The sequence below is a fragment of the Candidatus Pelagibacter sp. HIMB1636 genome, from assembly GCF_052047675.1.
Classification (GTDB): domain Bacteria; phylum Pseudomonadota; class Alphaproteobacteria; order Pelagibacterales; family Pelagibacteraceae; genus Pelagibacter.
Window position 1 is genome coordinate 580,107 of sequence record NZ_JBNAJP010000001.1, and the last position, 24,796, is coordinate 604,902.

29 protein-coding genes and 3 tRNA genes are annotated in these 24,796 nt (G+C 31.2%); 5 read left to right on the forward strand and 27 right to left on the reverse strand.

Annotated features, from left to right (window positions below; genetic code table 11):
- From nuoK to ACTTA6_RS03140, 18 genes are all read right to left on the reverse strand, one after another.
- On the reverse strand, nucleotides 1–312 hold the full coding sequence (gene nuoK, locus ACTTA6_RS03055; RefSeq protein ID WP_075506644.1) for an NADH-quinone oxidoreductase subunit NuoK: 312 nt from the start codon (nucleotides 310–312) through the stop codon (nucleotides 1–3).
- The gene (locus tag ACTTA6_RS03060; protein ID WP_440614459.1) at nucleotides 305–937 is read right to left on the reverse strand and encodes an NADH-quinone oxidoreductase subunit J; all 633 of its coding nucleotides are present in this window, start codon (nucleotides 935–937) and stop codon (nucleotides 305–307) included. Before ACTTA6_RS03060 ends, nuoK begins: the two co-directional genes overlap by 8 nt.
- Entirely contained in the window at nucleotides 938–1,423 is a 486-nt protein-coding gene (gene nuoI / locus ACTTA6_RS03065; RefSeq protein ID WP_075506642.1) for an NADH-quinone oxidoreductase subunit NuoI, read from the reverse strand.
- A gap of 2 nt (nucleotides 1,424–1,425) precedes the next feature.
- On the reverse strand, nucleotides 1,426–2,424 hold the full coding sequence (gene nuoH, locus ACTTA6_RS03070; protein WP_440614460.1) for an NADH-quinone oxidoreductase subunit NuoH: 999 nt from the start codon (nucleotides 2,422–2,424) through the stop codon (nucleotides 1,426–1,428).
- A 1-nt stretch (nucleotide 2,425) separates the two neighbouring features.
- Nucleotides 2,426–4,456 carry an NADH-quinone oxidoreductase subunit NuoG gene (gene nuoG / locus ACTTA6_RS03075; RefSeq protein WP_440614461.1) on the reverse strand — a complete coding sequence of 677 codons (2,031 nt, stop codon included), beginning with the start codon at nucleotides 4,454–4,456 and terminating at the stop codon, nucleotides 2,426–2,428.
- Nucleotides 4,449–5,780, reverse strand: coding sequence for an NADH-quinone oxidoreductase subunit NuoF (gene nuoF, locus ACTTA6_RS03080; protein ID WP_075506639.1), 1,332 nt, complete (start codon nucleotides 5,778–5,780; stop codon nucleotides 4,449–4,451). The genes nuoG and nuoF overlap by 8 nt, the downstream gene beginning before the upstream one ends.
- Nucleotides 5,773–6,381, reverse strand: coding sequence for an NADH-quinone oxidoreductase subunit NuoE (gene nuoE, locus ACTTA6_RS03085; RefSeq protein ID WP_440614462.1), 609 nt, complete (start codon nucleotides 6,379–6,381; stop codon nucleotides 5,773–5,775). Before nuoE ends, nuoF begins: the two co-directional genes overlap by 8 nt.
- Nucleotides 6,378–7,553 (reverse strand): NADH-quinone oxidoreductase subunit D, encoded by a 1,176-nt coding sequence (locus ACTTA6_RS03090; RefSeq protein WP_218836792.1) that lies wholly within the window; start codon nucleotides 7,551–7,553, stop codon nucleotides 6,378–6,380. Before ACTTA6_RS03090 ends, nuoE begins: the two co-directional genes overlap by 4 nt.
- On the reverse strand, nucleotides 7,537–8,142 hold the full coding sequence (locus tag ACTTA6_RS03095; protein WP_075506636.1) for an NADH-quinone oxidoreductase subunit C: 606 nt from the start codon (nucleotides 8,140–8,142) through the stop codon (nucleotides 7,537–7,539). Before ACTTA6_RS03095 ends, ACTTA6_RS03090 begins: the two co-directional genes overlap by 17 nt.
- A 2-nt stretch (nucleotides 8,143–8,144) precedes the next feature.
- On the reverse strand, nucleotides 8,145–8,660 hold the full coding sequence (locus tag ACTTA6_RS03100) for a NuoB/complex I 20 kDa subunit family protein (protein WP_440614463.1): 516 nt from the start codon (nucleotides 8,658–8,660) through the stop codon (nucleotides 8,145–8,147).
- 10 nt (nucleotides 8,661–8,670) lie between these two features.
- The gene (locus ACTTA6_RS03105) at nucleotides 8,671–9,039 is read right to left on the reverse strand and encodes an NADH-quinone oxidoreductase subunit A (RefSeq protein ID WP_075506634.1); all 369 of its coding nucleotides are present in this window, start codon (nucleotides 9,037–9,039) and stop codon (nucleotides 8,671–8,673) included.
- A gap of 88 nt (nucleotides 9,040–9,127) precedes the next feature.
- Nucleotides 9,128–9,204: transfer RNA gene (locus ACTTA6_RS03110), tRNA-Asp, on the reverse strand.
- A gap of 12 nt (nucleotides 9,205–9,216) precedes the next feature.
- Nucleotides 9,217–9,292 (reverse strand) — tRNA-Val (locus ACTTA6_RS03115).
- 50 nt (nucleotides 9,293–9,342) lie between these two features.
- Entirely contained in the window at nucleotides 9,343–11,721 is a 2,379-nt protein-coding gene (gene lon, locus ACTTA6_RS03120) for an endopeptidase La (protein WP_440614464.1), read from the reverse strand.
- 60 nt (nucleotides 11,722–11,781) lie between these two features.
- Nucleotides 11,782–13,050, reverse strand: coding sequence for an ATP-dependent Clp protease ATP-binding subunit ClpX (gene clpX, locus ACTTA6_RS03125; protein WP_075506632.1), 1,269 nt, complete (start codon nucleotides 13,048–13,050; stop codon nucleotides 11,782–11,784).
- An 89-nt stretch (nucleotides 13,051–13,139) separates the two neighbouring features.
- Nucleotides 13,140–13,751 carry an ATP-dependent Clp endopeptidase proteolytic subunit ClpP gene (gene clpP, locus ACTTA6_RS03130; RefSeq protein ID WP_262589313.1) on the reverse strand — a complete coding sequence of 204 codons (612 nt, stop codon included), beginning with the start codon at nucleotides 13,749–13,751 and terminating at the stop codon, nucleotides 13,140–13,142.
- A 32-nt stretch (nucleotides 13,752–13,783) separates the two neighbouring features.
- Nucleotides 13,784–15,280: a trigger factor gene (gene tig, locus ACTTA6_RS03135; protein ID WP_440614465.1), complete on the reverse strand. Its 1,497-nt coding sequence runs from the start codon at nucleotides 15,278–15,280 to the stop codon at nucleotides 13,784–13,786.
- A gap of 10 nt (nucleotides 15,281–15,290) precedes the next feature.
- A tRNA-Leu gene (locus ACTTA6_RS03140) sits at nucleotides 15,291–15,375 on the reverse strand.
- An 84-nt stretch (nucleotides 15,376–15,459) separates the two neighbouring features.
- Between ACTTA6_RS03140 and ACTTA6_RS03145 the strand changes: the two genes are divergently transcribed.
- The 3 genes from ACTTA6_RS03145 to ACTTA6_RS03155 are packed head-to-tail and all read left to right on the forward strand — an operon-like array spanning nucleotide 15,460 to nucleotide 16,289.
- On the forward strand, nucleotides 15,460–15,711 hold the full coding sequence (locus ACTTA6_RS03145) for a DUF1289 domain-containing protein (protein WP_440614466.1): 252 nt from the start codon (nucleotides 15,460–15,462) through the stop codon (nucleotides 15,709–15,711).
- On the forward strand, nucleotides 15,704–15,874 hold the full coding sequence (locus tag ACTTA6_RS03150; RefSeq protein ID WP_440614467.1) for a hypothetical protein: 171 nt from the start codon (nucleotides 15,704–15,706) through the stop codon (nucleotides 15,872–15,874). The genes ACTTA6_RS03145 and ACTTA6_RS03150 overlap by 8 nt, the downstream gene beginning before the upstream one ends.
- Complete coding sequence (locus tag ACTTA6_RS03155; RefSeq protein ID WP_440614468.1) at nucleotides 15,861–16,289, forward strand: hypothetical protein; 429 nt, start codon at nucleotides 15,861–15,863, stop codon at nucleotides 16,287–16,289. The genes ACTTA6_RS03150 and ACTTA6_RS03155 overlap by 14 nt, the downstream gene beginning before the upstream one ends.
- Here the strand turns inward: ACTTA6_RS03155 and ACTTA6_RS03160 are convergent.
- A complete protein-coding gene (locus ACTTA6_RS03160) occupies nucleotides 16,286–16,423 on the reverse strand; it encodes a hypothetical protein (RefSeq protein WP_179850441.1) in 138 nt (45 codons plus the stop codon). The genes ACTTA6_RS03155 and ACTTA6_RS03160 overlap by 4 nt on opposite strands.
- A 10-nt stretch (nucleotides 16,424–16,433) precedes the next feature.
- Entirely contained in the window at nucleotides 16,434–16,991 is a 558-nt protein-coding gene (locus ACTTA6_RS03165; protein WP_440614469.1) for a histidine phosphatase family protein, read from the reverse strand.
- A 2-nt stretch (nucleotides 16,992–16,993) separates the two neighbouring features.
- On the opposite strand from ACTTA6_RS03165, the gene ACTTA6_RS03170 reads away from it, so the two are divergent.
- A complete protein-coding gene (locus ACTTA6_RS03170) occupies nucleotides 16,994–17,674 on the forward strand; it encodes a uracil-DNA glycosylase (protein WP_440614470.1) in 681 nt (226 codons plus the stop codon).
- On the opposite strand, the gene ACTTA6_RS03175 is transcribed toward ACTTA6_RS03170, so the two are convergent.
- Nucleotides 17,671–18,084: a YbgC/FadM family acyl-CoA thioesterase gene (locus tag ACTTA6_RS03175; protein ID WP_440614471.1), complete on the reverse strand. Its 414-nt coding sequence runs from the start codon at nucleotides 18,082–18,084 to the stop codon at nucleotides 17,671–17,673. The two genes, ACTTA6_RS03170 and ACTTA6_RS03175, sit on opposite strands and share 4 nt — an antisense overlap.
- A 58-nt stretch (nucleotides 18,085–18,142) precedes the next feature.
- Here ACTTA6_RS03175 and ACTTA6_RS03180 point away from each other — a divergent pair, with 58 nt between their 5' ends.
- On the forward strand, nucleotides 18,143–18,283 hold the full coding sequence (locus ACTTA6_RS03180) for a hypothetical protein (RefSeq protein ID WP_440614472.1): 141 nt from the start codon (nucleotides 18,143–18,145) through the stop codon (nucleotides 18,281–18,283).
- On the opposite strand, the gene ACTTA6_RS03185 is transcribed toward ACTTA6_RS03180, so the two are convergent.
- The 6 genes from ACTTA6_RS03185 to ACTTA6_RS03210 form a co-directional block, all read right to left on the reverse strand.
- Nucleotides 18,284–18,934: a DUF3047 domain-containing protein gene (locus ACTTA6_RS03185; protein ID WP_440614473.1), complete on the reverse strand. Its 651-nt coding sequence runs from the start codon at nucleotides 18,932–18,934 to the stop codon at nucleotides 18,284–18,286.
- A gap of 193 nt (nucleotides 18,935–19,127) precedes the next feature.
- On the reverse strand, nucleotides 19,128–20,132 hold the full coding sequence (locus ACTTA6_RS03190) for an alcohol dehydrogenase catalytic domain-containing protein (RefSeq protein WP_440614474.1): 1,005 nt from the start codon (nucleotides 20,130–20,132) through the stop codon (nucleotides 19,128–19,130).
- A gap of 1 nt (nucleotide 20,133) precedes the next feature.
- On the reverse strand, nucleotides 20,134–21,591 hold the full coding sequence (locus tag ACTTA6_RS03195) for a cytosine permease (RefSeq protein ID WP_440614475.1): 1,458 nt from the start codon (nucleotides 21,589–21,591) through the stop codon (nucleotides 20,134–20,136).
- A gap of 26 nt (nucleotides 21,592–21,617) precedes the next feature.
- Complete coding sequence (locus ACTTA6_RS03200) at nucleotides 21,618–22,952, reverse strand: TRAP transporter large permease (RefSeq protein ID WP_262589325.1); 1,335 nt, start codon at nucleotides 22,950–22,952, stop codon at nucleotides 21,618–21,620.
- Nucleotides 22,952–23,566, reverse strand: a complete 615-nt coding sequence (locus tag ACTTA6_RS03205; RefSeq protein WP_440614476.1) for a TRAP transporter small permease subunit — start codon at nucleotides 23,564–23,566, stop codon at nucleotides 22,952–22,954. The genes ACTTA6_RS03200 and ACTTA6_RS03205 overlap by 1 nt, the downstream gene beginning before the upstream one ends.
- 72 nt (nucleotides 23,567–23,638) lie before the next feature.
- Nucleotides 23,639–24,733: a TRAP transporter substrate-binding protein gene (locus ACTTA6_RS03210; protein WP_262589327.1), complete on the reverse strand. Its 1,095-nt coding sequence runs from the start codon at nucleotides 24,731–24,733 to the stop codon at nucleotides 23,639–23,641.
- Between the last annotated feature and the right edge of the window lie 63 nt (nucleotides 24,734–24,796).

Consider the following 24,796-nt stretch of genomic DNA (forward strand, 5'->3'; position numbering starts at 1 on the left):
TTATCCTTTTAACTCATCTATTTCTTCAACTCTGATAGTTCCAGAGTTTCTATAGTAAACAACGATTATAGCTAAACCAATCGCAGCTTCTGCAGCTGCTACAGTTAAAATAAATAAAGTAAATACTTGACCAGCTAAATCTCCGAGAAAAATTGAAAAAGCAACTAAATTGATATTTACAGCTAGTAATATCAACTCAATACTCATCAATATAACAATAATATTTTTTCTGTTAAGAAAAATTCCAATAACTCCAATTGAAAATATAACAGCCCCTAAAGTTAAATAGTGTCCTAAACCTATCTCAGTCATCTATTTTAACTCCTTTGTTAGAAGCAACTTCTACAACACTTACTCCTTCAGCTCTTTCACGAGAAATTTGTTTTATATAACTTTGTCTTTTGACGTTTGACCTTTGTCTAAAAGTCAGAACGATTGCTCCAACCATCGCAACTAACAAAATCATACCGCTAATTTGAAATATATGTATGTAATCAGTGTATAATACCTGACCTAACGAGTGTGTATTACTTAAGTCTGAAACTTTTGATGAGTTGTTAATATCAAAAATCTCTGGTTTATATTTCCATCCGCCAATTACAATAATTAGTTCAAAGAAAATGATTGTACTAATAATTAATCCAACAGGAATATGTTTTGAGCTAGCAGCAGAAGCAAACCATTGATTTTTTTGTTGGGCAACATTTAGCATCATTACAACAAAAAGAAATAAAACTGCTACGGCTCCAACGTAAACAATTAACATTATCATACCCAAGAACTCGGCACCAATCATAATAAATAGACAAGAAATACTAATAAAATCTAATATTAAAAAAAATACTGAGTGGACAGTATTTTTAGATACAGTAACCATTATTGCAGAAACAACTGCAATTATAGAAAAAGTGTAGAAGAAAACAGCGTGAGCAATCATTTATCTATGTGAACTATCCGCTTTAATATTAGCGTCTAGAATATTCTCCCATCTGTCACCGTTATCTAATAATTTCTCTTTTGTGTAATATAATTCTTCTCTTGTCTCTGTCGAAAATTCAAAATTTGGACCTTGGACTATAGCATCAACAGGACAAGCTTCTTCACATAAACCACAATAAATACATTTCATCATGTCGATATCATACCGAGTTGTTTTTCTACTGCCGTCTTCTCTTTGAGCAGACTCAATTGTTATTGCTTGAGCAGGACATACAGCTTCGCAAAGTTTACATGCAATACATCTTTCTTCTCCATTTGGATATCTTCTTAAAGCGTGCTCACCTCTAAATCTTGGACTAATTTTTCCTTTTTCAAAAGGATAATTGATTGTTTTCTTTGGTTTAAACAATTCTTTTATTGCAATGAACAAACCGCCTACAAAATCAACCATGAAAATAGTTTTAAAAAATCTGGATAAATTCATAATTAGTTTGTTGGTAAAAGGTTAAAGTAAAATAAATAACTTGCAGTTAAAACAACCCAAGTTAATGACAAAGGAAGAAATACTTTCCAACCTAATCTCATTAATTGGTCATATCTATATCTTGGTACAATTGCTTTTACTAAAGCAAATAAGAAAAATAAAAGTAAAATTTTTAAAATTAACCAAATTGCACCTGGAACTAAAGTAAATGGATAAATATCTATTGGAGATAACCAACCACCTAAGAATAATATAGCTCCCATAGCACACATCAATAAAATGTTTGCATATTCACCTAGCCAAAACATTGCATACATCATTCCTGAATATTCTGTCTGGTATCCAGCAACTAATTCTGCTTCAGCTTCAGGTAAATCAAAAGGTGGTCTATTAGTTTCAGCTAAAGCAGAGATAAAAAATATTACAAACATTGGAAATAACGGAATTACAAACCATAGATTTTGTTGAGCAATTACGATGTCATTTAAATTCAATGAGCCTACGCACAACAATACATTGATAATAATAACCCCAATTGAAACTTCATATGATACCATTTGAGCCGCAGATCTAATTGCACCTAAGAAAGGATATTTAGAGTTTGAAGCCCATCCTCCCATAATTATTCCATAAACACCTAGGGATGAAACAGCAAATAGATAAAGTATACCAACATTAATATCCGCTAAAACCTGGGTTGCGCTAAATGGTATAACAGCCCACGCAATCAAAGCTAATGTCATTGTAACGATAGGTGCTAATATAAAGATTACTTTGTTAGAGCTTGATGGAATGATTATTTCTTTAAAAATATATTTCAAAGCATCAGCCAATGATTGAAGTAATCCAAATGGTCCCACTACATTTGGTCCTTGTCTTTTTTGAACAAAAGCCCAAACTCTTCTATCTAGCCAAACAATCATAGCTACAGAAACCAAAACTGGAACCAACAAAAATAGAATTTTGTATATTTCTTGAAAAACTATATTCAAATATTCCATCTTAACCTTCTGTGCCTGTTGATTTTAAATTCATTTTTGCATTATTGCACTCAATCATTGTTTTTGATGATTTAGCAACAACATTAGAAAAATAATAATCTTTAATTTCAATTTTTAAATTTTCATTATTAAAATCAAAATTCGAGTTGTTATAATTTTGTTCAGTTTGTTTTTCACTTTGCAATTTTAAATAATTTAACATGCTGCTATCTAGTTCTTCTTTATCATTAAATAATTTTCTATTATTCATGAATTCAGCTAGTTCATTTATTATCTGCCAATCTTCTTTTGCATCTCCAGGAGGATAAGAGGCCTTAAATGCTTTTTGAATTTTTCCCTCTAAATTTGTATAATAACCGTCTTGTTCTGTGTAAGCTGAGCCAGGCAAAATTATATCTGCACACTCTGCCCCTTTGTCACCATGGCTTCCTTGATAAATAACAAATTCATTTTTTTTAGCAAAATTTAAATTATCCTGACCTATTAAAAACACTATTTCAAATTTATTTGATTTTAAATCTTCAATTAAATTTGTTTTATTGTTTAAAACTCCTAAATCAAAATTTCCTACAGTTGCTGCATCACATGATAAAATATTCAAAGGATTCCAATCTTCTGAGAATTTGTTTTTTTTATTCAAAAAATCTTTTAAATTATTAAACAGATATTGTGCATTTTCTAATCTTAGTAAGGACTCACCAATTATGATCATTGGTTTTTTTGCACTTTCTATTTCTTTTGAAAGTTTATGTGTGTCATCTATAATTTCTTTAATTGTTTTAGTTTGCCCATCTAAACTTTCATAAGGATAAGTTAGATCTCCACAATCATTTAATGATACAATTCTTGTACTATTATTTAGATAAGATTTTCTAATTCTTGCATTTAAAATTGTAGCTTCGTATCTAGGATTGGCACCCAATAATAAAATTAAATCAGCATCTTCAATTCCATTAATTGAGGAATTAAACAAATAATTTTCTCTTTTTGAAATATTAATATATCTATTATCTGATCTTGACTCATAATTATCAGTTTCAACTGTTCGCTCAAAAAATTCTTTAAAAATGTAAGCAGTTTCCATGTTTGTTAAATCTCCAACAAAACCAGATACTTTTTCTTTAGATGTATTTTCTAATTTAGATTTTATTATTTTATAAACTTCTTGCCACGAAGCTTTCTCAAATTTACCGTTGTATTTAATATATGGAGTATCTAATCTTTGATGAAGTAAACCATCACACGCATATCTAGTTTTATCTGAAATCCATTCTTCATTAATATCTTCATTTATTATTGGGAGAACTCTTTTTACTTCCCAATCGTATGTATCAACTCTAATGTTTGAACCTATTGCATCCATAACATCAATTGTTTCAGTCTTTTTTAATTCCCATGGTCTTGCTTCAAAAACATAAGGTTTTGATGTTAAAGCTCCAACAGGACATAAATCAACTACATTGGCAGATAATTCTGATTGCATTGATTGCTCAAGATATGTTGTAATTTGCATATCCTCACCCCTTCCTATTGCACCAAGTTCTGGGACTCCTGCAACTTCAGTGGCAAATCGCACACATCTTGTACAATGTATGCATCTTGTCATTTGAGTTTTGATTAACGGTCCCATATTTTTTTCAGGAACTGCTCTTTTGTTTTCTTTAAATCTAGATTTATCTACTCCATAAAACATTGATTGATCTTGAAGATCACACTCACCACCTTGGTCACATACAGGACAATCTAGAGGATGATTTGCTAGTAAAAATTCCATTACACCTTTTCTAGCCTTTTCAACTAAACTTGTGTTTGTTTTAATATTCATTCCTTCGGCAGCAGGCATTGCGCATGATGCAATGGGTTTCGGTGATTTCTCCATTTCCACCAAACACATTCTACAATTTCCAGCTATAGATAATTTTTCATGATAACAAAATCTAGGTATCTCAACTCCTGCTTTTTCACAGGCTTGAAGAACTGTTAGTCCTTCTTCAACTTCTACATCAATGTCATTTACTTTTAGTTTAAGCATTTTTTTTATCTAATAAATGTTGATCAACCAAATAAGGTATATTATTTTTTTTCTGAACAATTGGGTCCAAATTGTTTCTTTCTTGAATTTCTTTTTTAAAATGTCTTAACAAACCTTGAACTGGCCATGAAGAACCTTCTCCAAACGCACAAATTGTATGACCAGCGATTTGGGTTGTTACATCTCCTAACATGTCAACTTCATCTTTAGTTGCATCGCCTTTTGCCATACGCTCAAGCATTCGCCACATCCATCCAGAACCTTCTCTGCAAGGTGTACATTGTCCACAACTTTCATGTTTGTAAAATCTAGCAATTCTTGCCATACATTTAATAATGTCTTGATCTTTATTGATAACCACTATTCCTGCTGTTCCTAATCCACTTTTTTCTTCGACACACGCATCAAAATCCATCTTTAATGTTTCGCATCTATCTTTTGGAATTAGAGGCATAGAAGATCCACCAGGTATTACAGCTTGTAAATTATCCCATCCACCAATCACTCCACCAGCGTGAACTTCTATTAATTCTTTTAGAGGAATACTCATTTCCTCTTCTACATTACACGGATTATTAACATTTCCAGAAATACAAAATATTTTAGTACCTGTATTTTTTTCTCTTCCTAAAGAAGCAAACCATTTCGCTCCTCTTCTTAGAATGGTTGGCACCACAGCAATCGTTTCAACATTATTAATTATAGTTGGGCATCCATATAAACCAATCAAAGCTGGGAAAGGTGGTTTTAATCTTGGTTGACCTTTTTTACCTTCTAAACTTTCAAGTAATGCTGTTTCTTCACCACAAATATACGCTCCTGCTCCATAGTGGATATAAATATCTAAATCCCACCCAGTTCCAGCTGCATTTTTTCCTAATAATTTTTTCTCATAAGCCTCATCAATTGCAGCTTGGAGTTTTTGACCATCAACAAAATATTCTCCTCTAATATATATGTAGCAGACGTGTGCTTGAACTGCGTATGATGCTATCAGGCAACCCTCTATTAATTTATGAGGTTCAAATCTTAAAATATCTCTATCTTTACAAGTGCCTGGTTCGGACTCATCACCATTAATAACCAAATAATGTGGTCTTGATCCAACTTCTTTTGGTGCAAATGACCACTTTAAACCTGTAGGAAATCCTGCACCACCTCGACCTCTAAGCTGAGATTCTTTAATTTCATTAATAATCCAATCTCTTCCTTTTTCAGTAATTTCTTTAGTGTTTACCCAATCACCTCTTGATTGTGACGCTGCTACATCAGAGCCTTTATCATTATATAAATTTTGAAAAATTCTATCTTGATCTTTAAGCATTTTTTAAATCCGTTAGTGTTTTTCTATTGTTCTCTGGCTCATTATTAATTCTTCCTCTGTATGAACCTGGTTTTGGAGTTTCTCCATTTAAAATTTTATCCAAAATCTCAGATGTTTTTTCTTTATCAAGATCTTCATAATAATCATCATTTATTTGCATCATAGGAGCAGTCACGCAAGCACCTAGGCATTCAACTTCCATCCATGAACAACTCTTATCGCTTGATAATTCACATTCATTTTCAGAAATTTTCTCCTTACAAGCTTCAACCAATTTGTTTGCACCTCTTATCATGCATGGTGTTGTGGTACATACTTGAACAAAATATTTTCCAACTGGTGATAGATTGTACATAGTATAGAAAGTAGCTACCTCATAAACTTTTATATAAGGCATGTCTAAAAACTTAGCGATATACTTCATTGCAGCTAATGGTATCCAATTATTATTTTGTCTTTGAGCAATATAAAGTAAGGCCATCACAGCACTTTGTTGTTTTCCTTCTGGATATTTTGCAACAATATTATTTGCTGCCTCTAAAGAGGAAGCATTAAATTCAAAACTTTCTGGTTGATCTTTTGCTGGTTTTCTTAAACTCATCTATCCACCTCACCAAAAACAATATCTAACGAACCTAGAACAGCTGGTACATCTGCTAACATGTGTCCTTTAATTAAATAATCCATTGATTGCAAATGTGAAAATCCTGGTGCTCTAATCTTACATTTGTAGGGTTTGCTCGAACCATCAGAAATTAAATAAACTCCAAATTCTCCCTTTGGTGCCTCAACAGCTGTATAAATTTCGTCCTTAGGTACTCTATAACCCTCTGTGAATAATTTAAAATGATGAATTAACGCTTCCATTGATTGTTTAATATCTTTTTTTGATGGTGGACTAATTTTACCATCTAATGATTTAATTGGACCTTTTTCCATTTTAGATAAACACTGTTTAATAATAGAAACACTCTCTTTCATTTCTTCAATTCTGCATAAATATCTATCGTAGCAATCACCATTTTTTCCAACTGGTATTTTAAAATCTAAATCCTCATAACAATCATAAGGTTGAGATTTTCTTAAATCCCAAGGCACCCCTGATCCTCTAATCATGACTCCTGAAAAAGAATAATCTAAAGCATCCTCTTTACTTACAATTCCAATATCAACATTTCTTTGTTTAAAAATTCTATTGTCTGTTAAGAGACTTTCTAAATCATTAATCACTTTTGGAAATGTATCGCAAAAGTTTGAGATATCTTCCTCTAAACCTTTGGGTAAGTCTTGATGAACACCACCGGCTCTAAAGTAGTTGGCGTGTAATCTTGACCCAGATGCTCTTTCGTAAAAAGTCATTAAAGTTTCTCGTTCTTCAAAACCCCAAAGTGATGGGGTTAAGGCACCAACATCAAGCGCTTGAGTAGTAACGTTAAGAATATGACTTAATATTCTTCCAATTTCACAAAATATAACCCTTATATACTGAGCTCTAATCGGTACATCTATTTTAAGAATTTTTTCTACAGCAAGGGCAAAGGCATGTTCTTGATTCATTGGAGCCACATAATCCAAACGGTCAAAATAAGGAACAGCTTGCATGTATGTCTTGTTTTCAATTAATTTTTCTGTACCTCTATGTAGTAAACCTATATGTGGGTCTGCTTTTTCAACAACCTCACCGTCTAATTCTAATATTAATCTTAATACACCGTGAGCTGCTGGATGTTGAGGACCAAAGTTTAGATTTAAATTTTTAATTTTTTTTGTCATTATTTTCTATTTCTTCTTTAATATATTTTGTTCCTTCCCAAGGGCTCTCGTAATCAAAATTTCGATAATTTTGCTCTAGTTTAACCGGTTCGCTGATTACTTTTTTTTGATCTTCGCTATATCTAACTTCAGAGTGACCAGTTAAAGGAAAATCTTTTCTTAAAGGATGTCCTTCAAAACCATAATCTGTGAGTATTCTTCTTAAGTCAGGATGATCTTTGAAATTTACACCATACATATCAAAAACTTCTCTTTCCATCCAATTTGCAGCGGGAAAAACACTCGTCAAAGAAGGTATAACTTCATTTTCAGAAATAGAGTATTTTAGAACTAGTCTTTGATTAAATTCATGACTTAAAAATAAGTAAACTACTTGAAATCTTTGATTATTTTCAGGATAATCTACAACTGTAATATCTATTAGCTGTCGAAATTTTGTATCTAAATTAGTTTTTAAGAATAAAATTACATCTAAAAAATCATCTTTATCTGTTTCTAGATAAATTTGATTATGTTTTATTTCTGAATTGTTAATTTTGGTGGTTAATTCAGAATTAATTTTTTTTTCTAGATCCTCTAAACTATTCATAACTATCTTATAAAAGATCCTTTTTTTCTAATTTTTTTTTGTAATTGCAAAATTCCGTATAATAATGCTTCTGCAGAAGGAGGGCATCCTGGAACGTATACATCAACTGGAACTATACGATCACACCCTCTTACAACTGAATAAGAATAATGATAATAACCTCCACCATTAGCACAGCTACCCATAGAAATTACATATCTAGGTTCTGGCATTTGATCATAAACTTTTCTTAAAGCTGGCGCCATTTTATTTGTCAACGTTCCGGCTACAATCATTACATCTGATTGTCTTGGTGATCCACGGGGAGCAGCTCCAAATCTTTCCAAGTCATATCTAGGCATTGCTGTTTGCATCATTTCGACTGCACAGCACGCAAGACCAAAAGTCATCCAATGCAAAGAGCCAGATCTAGACCAATTAATTAAATTATCTAGCGATGTAGTTATAAAACCATTTTTACTAAAATCTTTAGCAAGTTGTTTAAACTCTTCAGGAACTTGTTCTATTTTTTCGTTCATTAAACTAATTTTATTCCCAATCTAGAGCACCTTTTTTCCATTCATAAATAAAACCAACTGTTAGTATGAATAGAAAAATCATCATTGATGAAAAGCCTAATAGACCAATGTTTCCTAATGATATTGCCCATGGAAATAGAAAGGCAATTTCAAGATCAAATATGATAAATAGAATTGCAACTAAGTAAAATCTTACATCGAACTCCATTCTAGAGTCTTGAAATGGTTCGAAACCACATTCGTATGCAGATAACTTTTCTGGATCAGGTTTTTTTGGTGAAAGCAAAAAATTTAACACTACAAAAGCAACACTTAAACCAAGAGCGATAACTAAAAATAGAATAATTGGTAGGTAATCTTTTAAAAATTCAGATAACATGAAAATCTATATATCAGTTTTTATCTGATGTTGAAGGGAAGATAAGTCACATTTTATTAATATTAACAGACAGTTTATTGGGAAAAAGTGGCGGGAGTGAAGGGACTCGAACCCTCGACCTATCGCGTGACAGGCGATCGCTCTAACCAACTGAGCTACACCCCCACTTAATTTGTTTGGTGGGCAGTAAAGGACTCGAACCTTTGACCCCCTCGGTGTAAACGAGATGCTCTACCAACTGAGCTAACCGCCCCAAAACAGAGCTACTTATTACATCAACACTTAAATAAAGTAAATTAATTATTATTGAATACTAGCTTGAGATTTATCGTCTTTTTTAGCCAAATCTACCTCAACCCATTCCGTTGGTTTTAGTTCTTTGGTTAAAGCAATTTTAATTACTTGGTCAGCATATTCGACTGGTGTAATTTTAATATCATCTATAATTTTCTTAGGCATATCGACTAAATCTTTTTCATTTTCTTTAGGAATTAAAACTTCATTAATTCCAGCTCTATGAGCAGCTAGTAATTTTTCTTTAAGGCCACCTATTGGCAATACTTGGCCTGTTAATGTTACCTCACCAGTCATCGCAACATCTCTTCTCACAGGTATATTTGTAATTGATGAAACAATTGAAGTAACCATTCCTATGCCGGCAGATGGACCGTCTTTTGGTGTTGCTCCTTCTGGCACATGAATGTGAAAATCTTTTTTCTCAAATAAAGGTGGAATAATTCCATACTCTAAACATTTTGATCTAACAAAAGATTTTGCAGCTTTTACAGATTCTTGCATTACATCACCTAGCTTACCAGTAATCTGCATTCTTCCTTTTCCAGGCATAGTTACTGTTTCAATTTTTAAAATTTCCCCACCATACTCAGTCCAAGCAAGTCCAGTTACAATACCCACTCTATTTTCAGATTCTAATTCTCCAAACTTAAATTTAGCTACACCAAGAAAATCAGATAAGTTTTTATTATTAATTTGAACTTCTTTTTCCTCACCCGCTACAATTTTCTTAACAACTTTTCTAGCAAGTTTAGAAATTTCTCTTTCTAAGTTTCGAACTCCTGATTCTTTTGTGTATCCTCTAATTACTTCTTTTATAATGTCTTCTTCCAATTTCATTTCTTTTTCTTTAACACCATTATCTTTGATCTGTTTAGGAAGTAGATATTTGTTAGCTATACTAATTTTTTCATCCTCTGTATAACCAGCTAATCTTATCACTTCCATTCTGTCTAATAACGGAGGTAATATATTTAAAGTATTTGCTGTTGTTACAAACATTACATCAGATAAATCATAATCAACTTCTAAATAGTGATCGTTAAAAGTTGTATTTTGTTCTGGATCTAATGCTTCTAATAACGCTGATGATGGATCACCTCTATAATCATTTCCAATTTTATCTATCTCATCTAATAAAATTAAAGGATTTTTTGTTCCAGCCTTTTTCATCATTTGAATTATTTTACCTGGTAATGATCCGATGTAAGTTCTTCTATGCCCTCTTATTTCTGCTTCGTCTCTCATCCCACCAACAGACATTCTAACAAATTCTCTGTTAGTTGCTTTTGCGATAGATTTACCTAAAGATGTTTTACCAACACCAGGGGGACCAACTAAACATAATATTGGGCCTTTAATTTTTTCCATTCTTTTTTGAACAGCTAAAAATTCTATTATTCTTTCTTTAACTTTCTCTAGTCCAAAATGATCTTTATCAAGAACATTTAATGCCTTAGTTAAATCGATATCAACTTCACTTTTCTTGTGCCAAGGAAGTTCCGTCATCCAATCTAAGTAATTTCTAACCACTGTGGCTTCAGCTGACATTGGGCTCATGTTCTTCAATTTTTTAAGCTCTTGTAGACATTTCTTTTCAACTTCTTTTGGCATTTTTGCTTTTGTTATAGCTTTATTTAAACTAGTAGTTTCATCTTTACCGTCTTCAATCTCACCAAGTTCTTTTTGAATAGCTTTAAGTTGCTCATTTAAGTAATATTCTCTCTGAGTTTTCTCCATTTGAGTTTTAACTCGTCCTCGAATTCTTTTCTCTACTCCGATTATACTTGTTTCATTTTCCATAATTTTAATTATGGCATTTAATCTCTTCTTCACATCAACGGTTTCAAAAATTTGTTGTTTTTCTGAAATTGTAGCTGTGATATGTGAAGCAATATTGTCAGCTATTTGAGAAGGATCTTTTAACTGCTTAATTGTGTTTATTGTCTCGTTCGAAATTTTCTTGTTTATTGAAGTTAACTTTTCTAATCTTCTTAAAGCAGTAGCTGCTAAAGGAAATAAATCTTCGTCTTTTGGCAAAATATCATTGAAATATGTATAGTCACACGTAATAAACTTCTCGTTATCTTTAAAATCTAAAATTTTAACCCTTTTAATACCTTCAACTAAAACTTTTACAGTTCCATCAGGTAACTTTAATAATTGTAGGATGCTTCCTTCACAGCCATACATAAATACATCTGTTTTTTTAGGATCATCGATCTCTGAATTTTTTTGAGTTACAAGAATAATCTTCTTATCTTTTTTCATCACCTCATTAAGTGCAGAAATCGATTTATCTCTTCCTACAAACAGAGGTATTACCATGCTTGGGAAGACTACAATGTCTCTTAAAGGTAATAACGGCAATGATATTTTAACGTCCATAGGAATAATATGGATATTATATATTATATTGCAATAGGTTTTTGTTACTTATTAAGGATATTAAGCCGCTGATGTTTTGCCAGACTTAGATTTATTTTCGCCTTTAGAATGAACTAAAATTGGTTGTGATTGACCTTTTGCAGCTCCTGCATCAACAATTACTTCTTCAATGTTATCTTGGCTTGGGAGATCATACATAGTTTTTAATAATATATTTTCTAAAATTGATCTCAATCCTCTTGCTCCTGTTTTTTTGCTAATTGCTTTTTGAGCTATTTCTTTAAGAGCATTTTCTTTAAATGTTAATTTCGCTCCATCTAACTTAAATAGTTCTTGATACTGTTTAGTTAAAGAATTTTTAGGTTCTTGTAAAATTTTGATCAATGATTTTTCATCTAAATCCTCAAGAGTTGCTATCATTGGTAATCTTCCGATAAACTCTGGTATTAATCCAAATTTCAATAAATCCTCAGGCTCTAGTCCCTTCATCCACTCTCCTGTTTTTTTATCCTGAGTATTTTTTACATCCGCTCCAAAACCAATTGAAGTACCTTTGTCTCTTTGAGAGATAATCTTGTCTAATCCAGCAAATGCACCTCCGCAAATAAAAAGAATATTTGTTGTGTCTACTTGTAAAAATTCTTGTTGAGGATGTTTTCTACCTCCTTGAGGCGGAACACTTGCAACAGTTCCTTCCATTATCTTTAATAAAGCTTGCTGAACTCCTTCTCCAGATACATCTCTTGTAATGGATGGGTTCTCAGATTTTCTACTAATCTTATCAACTTCGTCGATGTACACTATTCCACGTTGTGCTTTTTCAACATTATAATCTGAAGCTTGAAGTAATTTTAAAATAATATTTTCAACATCCTCACCAACGTATCCTGCTTCTGTCAATGTTGTTGCATCTGCCATTGTAAATGGAACATCTAAAATTCTCGCAAGAGTTTGAGCTAATAAAGTTTTACCACAACCAGTAGGACCAACTAATAATATATTGGATTTAGATAATTCTACATTCTTACTAGTTTTGTTTTCATAATTAAGTCTTTTATAGTGATTGTGTACTGCTACTGACAAAACTTTCTTGGCATGTGCTTGACCAATTACATAATCATCCAGCACTGTGCAAATTTCTTTTGGTGAAGGAAGACCGTCTTGGTGTTTAACAAAAGTATCTTTGCTTTCCTCTTTTATAATATCCATACAAAGCTCAACACATTCGTCACAAATAAATACAGTTGGGCCTGCAATTAATTTTCTAACCTCGTGTTGGCTCTTTCCACAAAAAGAACAGTAAAGAATATTTTTATTATTTGTACTCATAATTTTTTAAACGAATCAATTTCATTACTTTATTATAGATGACTCATACTAATCAAGTTTGGATTAGTAAGTTATCAATATATTGTGTATTATGATCTTTTTTCTACTACTTCGTCAATAAGACCAAATGATTTTGCGACATCAGCGGTCATGAAATTATCTCTCTCTAAAGCAGATTTTATTTCATCAACAGTTTTACCTGTATGTTTTGAATAAATTTCATTTAATCTTTTCTTTAATGACAAGACTTCATTAGCATGAATTTCTATATCTGTAGCTTGTCCTTGAAAACCTGCAGAAGGTTGGTGAACCATTATTCTTGAGTTGGGTAAAGAAAACCTCTTACCTTTAGTTCCTGCAGCCAACAAAAATGATCCCATTGATGCAGCTTGTCCAATACATAAAGTTGAAATATCGGGTTTTACATATTGCATGGTATCATAAATTCCAAGACCAGCTGTAACCAGTCCACCAGGACTATTGATATATAAATAAATTTCTTTTTTAGGATCTTCAGCCTCTAAAAATAATAACTGGGCTGTTACTAAGGATGCAATGTTGTCATTAATCTGACCTGTTAAAAAAATAATTCTTTCCTTTAGAAGTCTTGAATAGATATCATAAGCTCTCTCACCTTTGCTTGATTGCTCTACAACCATCGGCACTAGATTGCTCATATGTTCTGATAATTTTGTTGTCATAAGTTGATTCTTTCTACTTATACAACTTGTGATTACTTTTTGCTAACTTTTTTTGTTTTTTTAGCAGCTGGTTTTGCTTTTGCTGTTTTTGGAGAAGGTTTTTTTTTCTCTGAAGCTTTTGCTGTTTTTGGAGAAGGTTTTTTTTTCTCTGAAGCTTTTGCTGCGGGTTTCTTTTTTGTTTCTTTTTTTGGCTCGTGATCATGTGAATGATCATGGTCATGATTATGATCGTGATCGTGTTTATGAGCTTCTTTTAAGATTTTTTCTGCCTCATCTTTAGAAATTTCTTTTTTATTTGGTTTACCTTTTTCTTTTATAAGATTTAAAATTTTCTCTTCATAAACTGTCCCTCTTAGACTGGCTAAAGCAGATGGATTTTTTTGATAAAAATCCATAACCATTTTCTCTTGTCCTGGCATCATTCTTAATTGTTTTTGAACTTCAGCTTGAATTTCTTGTTCACTAACTTTGATTTGATTTTTTTCACCAAATTCATTTAAGATTAATCCAGTCTTAATTCTTGTTTTTGCTTTTTCTTCAAAAGATTTCTTATTCTTTTTAGCCTCATCTTCAGACATACCTTGTGAAAGAATTTTAACTTCTTCCTCGACTAAGTTTCCTGGAACTTCTTCAACTTTAATTTTTTCAATTTCTTTTAAAATTTGATTTTTTGAAAGTTGATCTAAAGAATTTTTATATTCATCATTTATTTGCTTTGAAATTAAAGCTTTAAGATCTTTCAAATCTTTAGCTCCTAAATTTTTTGCAAAATCATCATCTATTTTCACCTCTTGTGGTTGTTTAACTGATAAAATTTTACAACTAAATTTAGCTTTTTTATTAACTAATTCTTTTTCAGGATAATTTTCTGGAAGTGTTGCTTCAACAACTTTCTCATCATCTTTTTTAACACCAATTAGCTGCTTATCGAAACCTTTCAAAAATAAATCTTTACCTAATGTAAGCTGTGTATTTTTTCCTTCACTTCCTTTAAATTCTTTTCCATCAATTGTTGCTTTGTAATCTAGTGCTAAGAGATCACCCTCTTTTGCTTTTGTATCTACAGCACCTTCCTTGAAATTAGGTTGGTTCTTAGCAATTTCTTTTATTCTTTTATCTGTCTCACTATCATCAATTTTAACAGTGTATTCATCAAATTTAATGTTTTCTAATGATTTAATCTCTACTTTAGGTAATTCTGTAACTGACAAGACATATTCCAATTCTTTATCTTCACCATATGTCTTTAGATCTAATTTTGGCTGACCTGCTGGTTTAATTTTGTTTTCTTCTAACGCTTTTGTAGATGTATCTTTTAAAACTTTGTCTAATACTTCACCAAATACAGCTTTGCCAAATTGTCTTTTTAAAATTTCTTTTGGTACTTTTCCTGGTCGAAAACCTTTTAAATTTACTGTTCCTTTAATCTCTTCATATTTTTCATCCATATAAGAGTTCATAGTCTCTTTATCGATAAAAATTTTTAGATCTTTATTTAAACCTTTTTTATTTTCTACAGTAACTTTCATAATTATTTAATGGTAGGGCGAAAAGGACTCGAACCTTCACCGATTGCTCGACTGGTTCCTAAGACCAGCGCGTCTACCAATTCCGCCATCGCCCCAGTTAAATTAGGTGCTTTATATATTATTGAACTCATTTGTCCAATCCGAATAATAGTGTAAAAGGATATAAAAATATAAATAATATGATTATTTCACCTTGTATTAGTATTTGTAAAACAGATCCTTCAACAGGTTATTGTTATGGTTGTGGAAGAAATAATGATGAAAAAAAACAGTGGAAACTAGAAGAAACTACAGATGAATGGAAACAAAATAATTTAGAAAGTATCAGAAAAAGATTAAGTGGTTGGCAGCTAGATAGTTTTAACGAGTCTTATGAGCATAAAATAAATAAGGGAATATCTCTATTCAAAAAAAATCTTAAAAATGAGTAAATCAACAATTGTAGTAATAATTTACATTATAGGACTAATCTTTGGTGCTTTAGTTCTAGATATGTGGAGCGCTGAAACTAGCCCTAAAGCATTACTAGGAATTGGGTGGACGGCACTTTTTTTAATTGGATTGTTTTTTGCTGAAAAAAATGAAAAAAGATAATTTATTTTTTTTTTCTCTCATTTTATTCATTCTGTCATTTATAAATCATTCATTTTCAGAAATTATAATTTTAAGTAAATGTGATCATAAAGAAGATAAATATTTAAAAAATGAATACATATTTAATCTTAATGAATTAATTATGACTAGAAATTATGTTTATGCTGAAAAAACTTATCAAAAATATAGAATTACTGATTTAAGTGTAAAAAAATCAAACTCATATGTAAGAAATATTTATGAGGAAGATGGTAAAATTTTTACTTTAAAACATGGTTATCCTCAGTTTTATACTCAAATATTAATTGAAAAGAACAAGCCTGAGATATTTATTAAAAGTGTTATGAACGATATCGAAGGGATTTCAAAAATTTCTACATGTAAAAAAATAGAAAAATTTGCAAACCAAAGTTAGGTTTTCTTTTTTTTATTTTCCTTAAGTTTATCTAAATTTTTTTTTTTAAAATCAAATCTACTATTTGAAATATTAGATCTATGTTTAGCGAATGCTTGTTTTTGTGCTTGTCGCATAGCTCTTTTTGAAGACATAAAATTTAATTTAATATTCTATTTCTAAAGTATCAATTACTTTTAAATTTTTATCTGAAATAACAATCTCACCTGATGATGGTGCGTAGTTTAAAAGCTCAGATATTACCACGTAATGTGTTACAAAAATTATATTTTGCTTTTGATCCCACGTGTTTAAGAATTTATTAAAATCATTAACTTGTTGTTTTCTATTTTTAGCAAATTTTGCACTAAAAAATGAATTCAAAAAATTTTTTGTTTCATAATTTTTAAAGGCTATTTCTGCAGTTTCTTTGCATCTGCACCATTCACTAGAGTAAATTTTGTTTATTAAAATATCATTTTGTTTAAAAAAATTTCCAATTTTTTTTGATTGTACTCTTCCCTCTTCATTTAAGTTTCTTTGGGTTTCACAATTATTGACATCAAAATTAGAAGGATCCCCTCCTCCCGGTGCATAAGCATGACGAATAAATATTAATTTACCACCTTTTTGAAGCTCACCAATTATGGCTTTATTTGAATCTGCTTTAATTGGAGAATTTAAAAATGTAAATATAATTAAAAAATATTTTAAAATTTTCATTGATGGATAATAAATTAAAACAACTTAATAAGAAAATTATTAAATGTAGAAAATGTCCTAGATTAATTAATTTTATTAAAAAAATATCTACTGTAAAACGAAAACAAAATATTAACGAAACTTATTGGGGTAAACCAGTTCCTGGATTTGGTAAGATAAATTCGAAATTATTAATTTTAGGTTTGGCGCCAGCAGCACATGGGGGAACCAGAACAGGAAGACCCTTCACTGGAGACAAATCAAGCGATTTCTTGTTTTCTTGTCTAAAAAAAGCAAATATTTCTAATCTACCTTATTCAGAAAATTTAAATGATGGATTGGAATTAAAATCAACTTTTATAACCAATATACTGAAATGTGTTCCTCCTGGTGACAAACCAACAAATGAGGAATTATCAAATTGCTCCAATCATTTTGAAACTGAGATTGAAACTTTAAGCAAAATCCAAACAATTGTTGCTTTAGGTAAAGTGGCTTTTGATAATTGTATTAAATATTACAAAAGTAAAAATAAATTAAATGGAAAGTATACTTTTAAGCATGGTAAATATTATGATTTATCAAATAAAATCAGATTATACGCGTGTTATCACCCAAGTCCTAGAAATGTAAATACAAAATTAATATCTGAAAAAATTATAGTTAATTTTTTCAAAAAAATAAAAAGAGAAACAGCTATTTAGTTTTTTAAAATATAAGGCTCAAAGCTATTTAAAACTATCTCAGGAATTTTTGTAGGTTTTCCGATTGTATTTACAAATACCAAATGTATTTTTGAATCCACAATTAACAAATCATCTCTGTAGATTGACTGATCCATTACAAAAGAGGTTTTTGATAAAGAGGAAATAAAAGATTTTATTATTAAATTATCTTCTAAATATGCTGATTTTTTATATTCAATATTGCATGACTTAACGATTATTAAAGAATTAAACTTATCTTTAATTTTCAAATTACTTAAACCAATAGTTAATAGTGCTTCTGTTCTTGCTCTTTCAAAGTATTTTAAATAATTTGCGTAATAAACTACTCCTCCAGAGTCTGTATCTTCATAGTAAATTTTAACATTATGGCTAAAAGTTTTATGCATTGTTCATTAATATCAAATAATGAGAAATTTTTATACAAACTAAGATATAATGACTACAATGAAAATTTATATAATTTGGTTAATTGGAGTAATTTTATGGAACTTTGGTGTTCCTAATGCTACTCCAATAGAGGACGTAATTGTAGCAATCATACTGTCAATCCTGAGTATGGGGCTAAAAAAATATACTAAACTTTAATTAATTTGCTGAAAAATAAATGTTTTGGAAATAAGCCACAGATTTCATTTTAGAATTATCTGTATCCGCCATAACTGCTAAACCATCTAATTCATCTAAATCTAAATCGTGAAATTTCTTAAAATCTTCTTTTACATTTGATTTAACTGTTACCCATTCATTTATATTAGTTTTGGTTGTGGCCATTACATTGTCTATAGATTTTTTTGTGTACGGACTTGGTGAACTAACTCCAATATCCCTGTTGCTTGAATACACATAGTTAACTGCTCTGTTTGATAATGGTGTTGCACCTGTTTTTTTAACAGCAAAAACTCTGGCTGCAAAATCATGTCCTTTTTTAGTGTCTTCTTTAATTCCTGATAAATCTTTCTCAACTTTCCACGTAATATTTATAAAAGGTGTCTTGTTTAGATCAATTTTAACTTCTTTACCAAGACCAGACGCTGCATTATCGGCAACAGCCTTAAGGAAATTTCCATTTTCATTCTTACCAACAGTATATTTTGTCTCGTTCTTTGCTCCTCTTACTTTTCTGACAGTTAATTCTGAAAGTTCTGCTTCTGTAAACTCAAACACTAAAACTTCATTTGCAACAACTGAGCTGATTGAAATCAAAAAAATTGAAATGAGTTTAAAAAAAATTTTCATAATTTAAGTTCTTAATACATTATTTAGACAAGATTTAAACATGCAAAAATCAGAATTAATTTTTAAATAAATAATATGAAAACAATTTCAATTTTTTTACTTTTAATTTATTGGTCAATAATGATATCTGCACCAATTATGTCTAATGACCTCAAAATGGGTAGTTCTAGAGCTATAAAATTAAATTCTAATTCTAAGGTATCAATATAATTTTAGGTGCAACACAGGTGCCATCATGAATTTGTTTAAAGGCATCACCACCATTTTTTAAATCCCTAAATTCAATCCAATCTAGAGAACCTATCTCTTTGTTAGCTAATATTGCTAAAGTTTGCTCAAAATCCTTGTTTGTATAACAATAAGTTCCTATAACGGTCACCTCTTGAAGTGTCATTTTTCTAAAATTAAAGGTTCCAGCTGGCTGAGTTAAGCCAATGTGAATAATTGAACCACCTGGCTTAACCACTTCAATAGCCTGTTGTCTTGAAATTTCTAAACCTACTGTATCAAATACAATATCAAATTTATTACTTTCTATTTCGTTATGGCCTGGTGCAACATATTTTGCGTCTAAATATTTTGAACACTCATTTAATCTCAATTTATTAGGATCAGAGAGAATTATATTTTTACTATTTTTAATTTTAGATAAAATTAAACCACATAATAATCCTATTGCACCACCACCTTGGATCAAAATTTTACATTCAGATAAAGGTTTTTTTAAAGATTGTTCACCAATAAATACTGCGTGCAAAGAAACTGCGGTTGGCTCTGCTACTGGCGCTTCATTTTTATCCAATCCATCTGGGATTTCATAAATATTTGTGTCTGGTGTTGAGACAAATTCTGCAAAAACCCCTTGTCTTTCAATTGGCTTATTCATGCCTAAAATAATTCTATGAGGACAAAGATGTTCTCTTCCACTTGTGCAGTATTCACATTTACCACAAGTTATCAGAGGATTTAAAACAACGTCTTTACCTTTAAATTTACCATTTTGGACTTCACCACTAACTTCATGGCCTAAGATTAACGGAGGAATTCTTCTCTCATCATGTCCATGATATGCGTGCATATCGGAACCACATATTCCTGAAGCATGGATTTTTAAAATACTTTCTCCCGAAACTTCAATTGGATTAGGTTCTTCTCTGTAAACTAATTCTTGTGTTCCAGTATATACTAAAGCTTTCATATTATTTTTTTGCCAACAAGTAATACGTTATCCAGGCTACAAATGCACCAATTAACCACGCATAAGATTGTAAAAACATTAAATTTGTGTTCCAAATTGTTGATGCTGAAAAAATAAAACCTAGAAATACTGAGTAAACACCTTTGATATGCCAACCTCTTGAATAATAGTAACTACTTTCTTTTTCTACTGAATACAAATCTTTGTTACTCAAGCTTTGTTTGTTGATCAGATAATAGTCAGCAACTATTACTCCAAATAACGGTCCAAAAAATGCACCAAATGTATCTATAAAAGATAAAATGCCAATTTGACTCAAAATTGTAAGCCAAAAAATAGCTACCAACAAACCGAGGAAAGAAATTATATAACTTGCACTCCTTAAAGATAATTTATTTGGAACAAAATTTATTAGTGAATATTGAGAAGGAATATAATTGGCTACTAAATTCGTGGATGCTGAAGCAATTACGATAAAAAATAATACCAATGTAGTTATTTGAATATTGTCATATTTGCCAATTATATCAGTGGGATTTGTAAAAATTCTGTCTATGTCTGAAAATTTTTGATTTAAAAGTGCATCTGATCCGGCAACAATAAATATAGAGAAAAAAGAGAAAATAATTAAATTAATAAGCAAACTTAAATTCCCTTTACCCAACTCTTTAGTATTTTTAACATTCCTAGAAATGTCCCCAAAACTAATTATTAATATTGAAAAATAAGCAAAGACAGTTCCTGCTACAGTTAAAAGTGGTAATAAATTATTAAGATCAAAAAAGTTTTTGGTATTAAAAATATTTACAAATGCTTTTGATGTTAATTTGACATCACTTAAAAAAACAAGGAAGAAAAAAAGAATAATTCCTACATAAACACTGATTGCTGAAAAATTTATTATTTTTTTATTATATTGAGCACCAATACTAAACAAAAATGTTTGAAAAATAATTACAATTAAAATTGATGACCAATCTATAATATTTAAACCAAAAAAATAAAAAATAAATATATCTTGTACTAACAATGACTCATCGATAGTGAAAAGTAATATTCTAATAAGATAAGTTAAAATTTTTGATAAAAAATAAGTTTGAATTCCAAATAAAAAAATTCCAACCAAGCTTCTGATTAATCCAAAAAATTTCGCTCCATTAAATCCTAAAGAAGATCTCATCAAAACTACAAAAGGTAATCCAAATTTTTGTGAAGGTTTTCCAATAAAATTAGCAAATAAATAAACAAAAAAAGAACCTAATAAAGTTCCTATTAAAACCACAAAGGTGTTTAGATTGTACATTATATAAAGTGAGGCAATTAGAGAAAAACCAATTACACTTTGTACATTAACTCCCCAGTAACAAAAAAGGTCTTTCCAATTCCAAGTTTTATAATTTGGATTTACCGAAACTAAATCCCAATTTGATAGGGAGTATTTAACTTTAGGTTGATTCACTAAAAATTATTTTAAACTAATAATTTCTACTGTCCATATAGGAGAGTTGGTAACCAAAGTGCAATTTTAGGAAATATTATAATTAAAACTAAACCAATTATTTGAAGCACCATAAATTGCATCATTCCATAATAAATATCTTTTAAATCCCATTCAGGGACCACCCCTTTTAAGAAATACGCAGACAATGCCACTGGTGGGGACAGCCAGGCGGTCTGGAGATTGACGGCAACTAATATTGCAAACCAAGTAAGATTAAAGCCAAGAGCTTCAATCAATGGTAAAATAATTGGCACAATAATCATTACGATTGGTACCCACTCTAAAGGCCAACCCAATAAAAATATTGCAACCATTACAATCGCTAAAATTAAATATTTGTTCATTTCTAAACCTAACAAGAATTCAGTTAATAGAGTTGGGGTACCTAGTCTTGCAAAAACAGCACCAAAAAAGTTTGATGCAGCAACTAAAACCATAATTAAAGCTGTGATCTCTAAAGTTTTAACAAGAGCTTCTTGAAGTTTTGAAAAAGTTAATTTTTTGTATGCTAAAGAAAGTAGTAAAGCTCCCATTGCACCACAACCAGCTGCTTCTGTTGGAGTTGCAAAACCAAAAAGTATGCTTCCTAGTGCTGCAAACACTAACGCTGCTGGTGGAACTAAACCTAAAAAGAATTCAATCCAAACTTCTTTCATACTAGCGGCTCTCATCTCTTCAGGAATTACAGGCCCCAATTTAGGATTTATCATACATCTTATTGTTGTGTATCCAGCGTATAGACTTGCTAAAAGAATTCCTGGAATTATAGCAGCCGCAAATAAATCAATAACTGGAATTTCCATAATTGGGCCCATAACAACAAGCATGATACTTGGAGGTATTAAAATTCCTAAAGTACCACCAGCTGTTATCGTACCAGCAGCAAGTCTAACATCATAGCCAGATCTATTCATTGATTTTGCCGCCATGATACCGAGTATAGTTACTGAAGCGCCAACAATCCCTGTTGCTGCAGCAAAAATAACTGAAACAAAAAGAACAGCGTAATATAATGCTCCTCTAACTCTTGCGAGCATCATTTGAAATGATGAGAATAATCTTTCCATCAAACCTGCCTGCTCCATCATAATACCCATAAAGACAAAGAGTGGGACGGCGGCGAGAGTTTGTTCGGTCATAACCATCGAAAATTGGAGCGTCATTAAATAAAAGACCAATTTTCCAAACCCTAAATATCCAAATACAAAACCTAAAAATATAAGTGTAAATGAAATAGGAAATCCTACGAAAATTGCAAAAAGCATTACTCCTACCAGAATAAAACCTAAATATGCTGGATCTATAAATTCAGCTAACATTATTCATCTTCTCCTGGCCATTTGCCTCTAGTAGCAGCCCAATAACTTTTTAATAATTCTGAAATACCTTGGATTAATAAAAATACTATACCAACCAATAAACAAGTTTTAATTGGCCACATATATGGCATCCATGTAGTATCCATTCCTCTTTCACCTCTTTGAATAGATTCACCTACATAACCAATTGTCATATAAAGAAAGACTATTAGTCCTGGAAAATAAAATAAAATATATAACCAAAAATCAATCGTCCCTTGGTTTTTTGTTTTGAAATTTCTATATAAAAAATCTGCTCTTATATGAACACCTTTTGAAAGTGCATAACCTGCGCCTAACATGAATAGAGCACCATACAAAAATCTACTTATGTCATAAGCCCATATTGTAGGTGCATGAAAAAGTTTTCTTGCTAAAACTTCATAAGTCATAGCAAAAATAAGTGGCATCAGTATCCAGCAAACAACGTTACCTATCCATTTGCTAAATTTGTCAATATTTACAATAGAACTTGCCATCCATGATGGCATGTCATTTGGCATCTTCCCTGAACCACCTCGCCTTTCGGCTATCATTTCATCTGATATATCTAGTTTAGTTGGTTCTTCAGCCATAAAAAATTTTGTTAGAAAAATTAGAGCGGACAATTAAGTCCGCTCTAATTGAATTATAGATTAATTATTGGATTACTTTAATGTTGCTGCGTGAGCCATTCCTAGCTTCGCATTAGACATTTGAGCACCACTCCAGAAAGGAACTGCTATATCAGCAAATTCTTTCATAGAGTCCCAAACTTCTGCAAAGAATGCATTGTTTGCAGCGTTTGTTTCCAAACTTTTCTTAGCTGCAGCCATGTATTCTGTGAAGTAATCTGAAGGTGTGTCCTCTAATTTAACTCCATGAACTTCAGTAAGCTCTCTTAAAGCTTTACCATTTTCATAGATTCTGTAACTTAAAGATTTAGCTAATGATGCATTAGCTGCAACTTCAAGAGACTTCTTCTCATGATCGCTCATAGCGTTGTATGTTTTTCCAGTAATATAAAAGTCAGCATTTACGACTACTTGGTGTAAACCTTGTAGGTAGTAGTGCTTTAATACTTTTTGGAAACCAAACGTTAAGTCTGGTTTTGGACAACACCATTCAGCAGCATCAATTGTTCCTGCTTCTAAAGCTGGTAGAATATCTCCACCACCCATAGCTACAGATGCGATACCGATGTCTTTATATGTTTGTCCTGGAATTCCTGGAGGAGTTCTGAACTTATATTTTCTAAAGTCAGCCATATCTTTAATTGGTTTTGGAAACCAACCTAAAGCTTCTGGTCCAACTGGTTGAATCATAAATCCTTTGATGTCTCTTCCCATTTCTTTCCATAGTCTGTCGTATAACTCTTTTCCACCGCCATACTGAAACCATGATAAGAATGCAATGTTGTCAATACCAACACCACCACCAGCTACTGGAGAACCGAATAGCATAGCTGCAGGATGGTCACCTGACCAATAGTGAGTCCATGCGAAACCACAATCGATTAGGCCTTTGTCAACTGCATCTAAAGTTTCTTTTACACCAACAACAGCTCCAGCTGGCATAATTTCAAACTTAAGAGATCCACCAGTTAACGCTGTTACTGTGTCAGTAAAATCCTTTAACATCTTAACTTCATCAGCTTTTGTGTTAAGAACTGTCTGACATTTTAGTGTTTTTGCAGCATTAGCATTTGAAATAAATCCAAACACCATTGCAACTGCAAATAACATTGAAATGATTTTTTTCATTTGTTTCCCTCTCTTTATTTTTAAAGTCGAAACTGTGTCAAAGAATGAAAACTAAAACAAGTG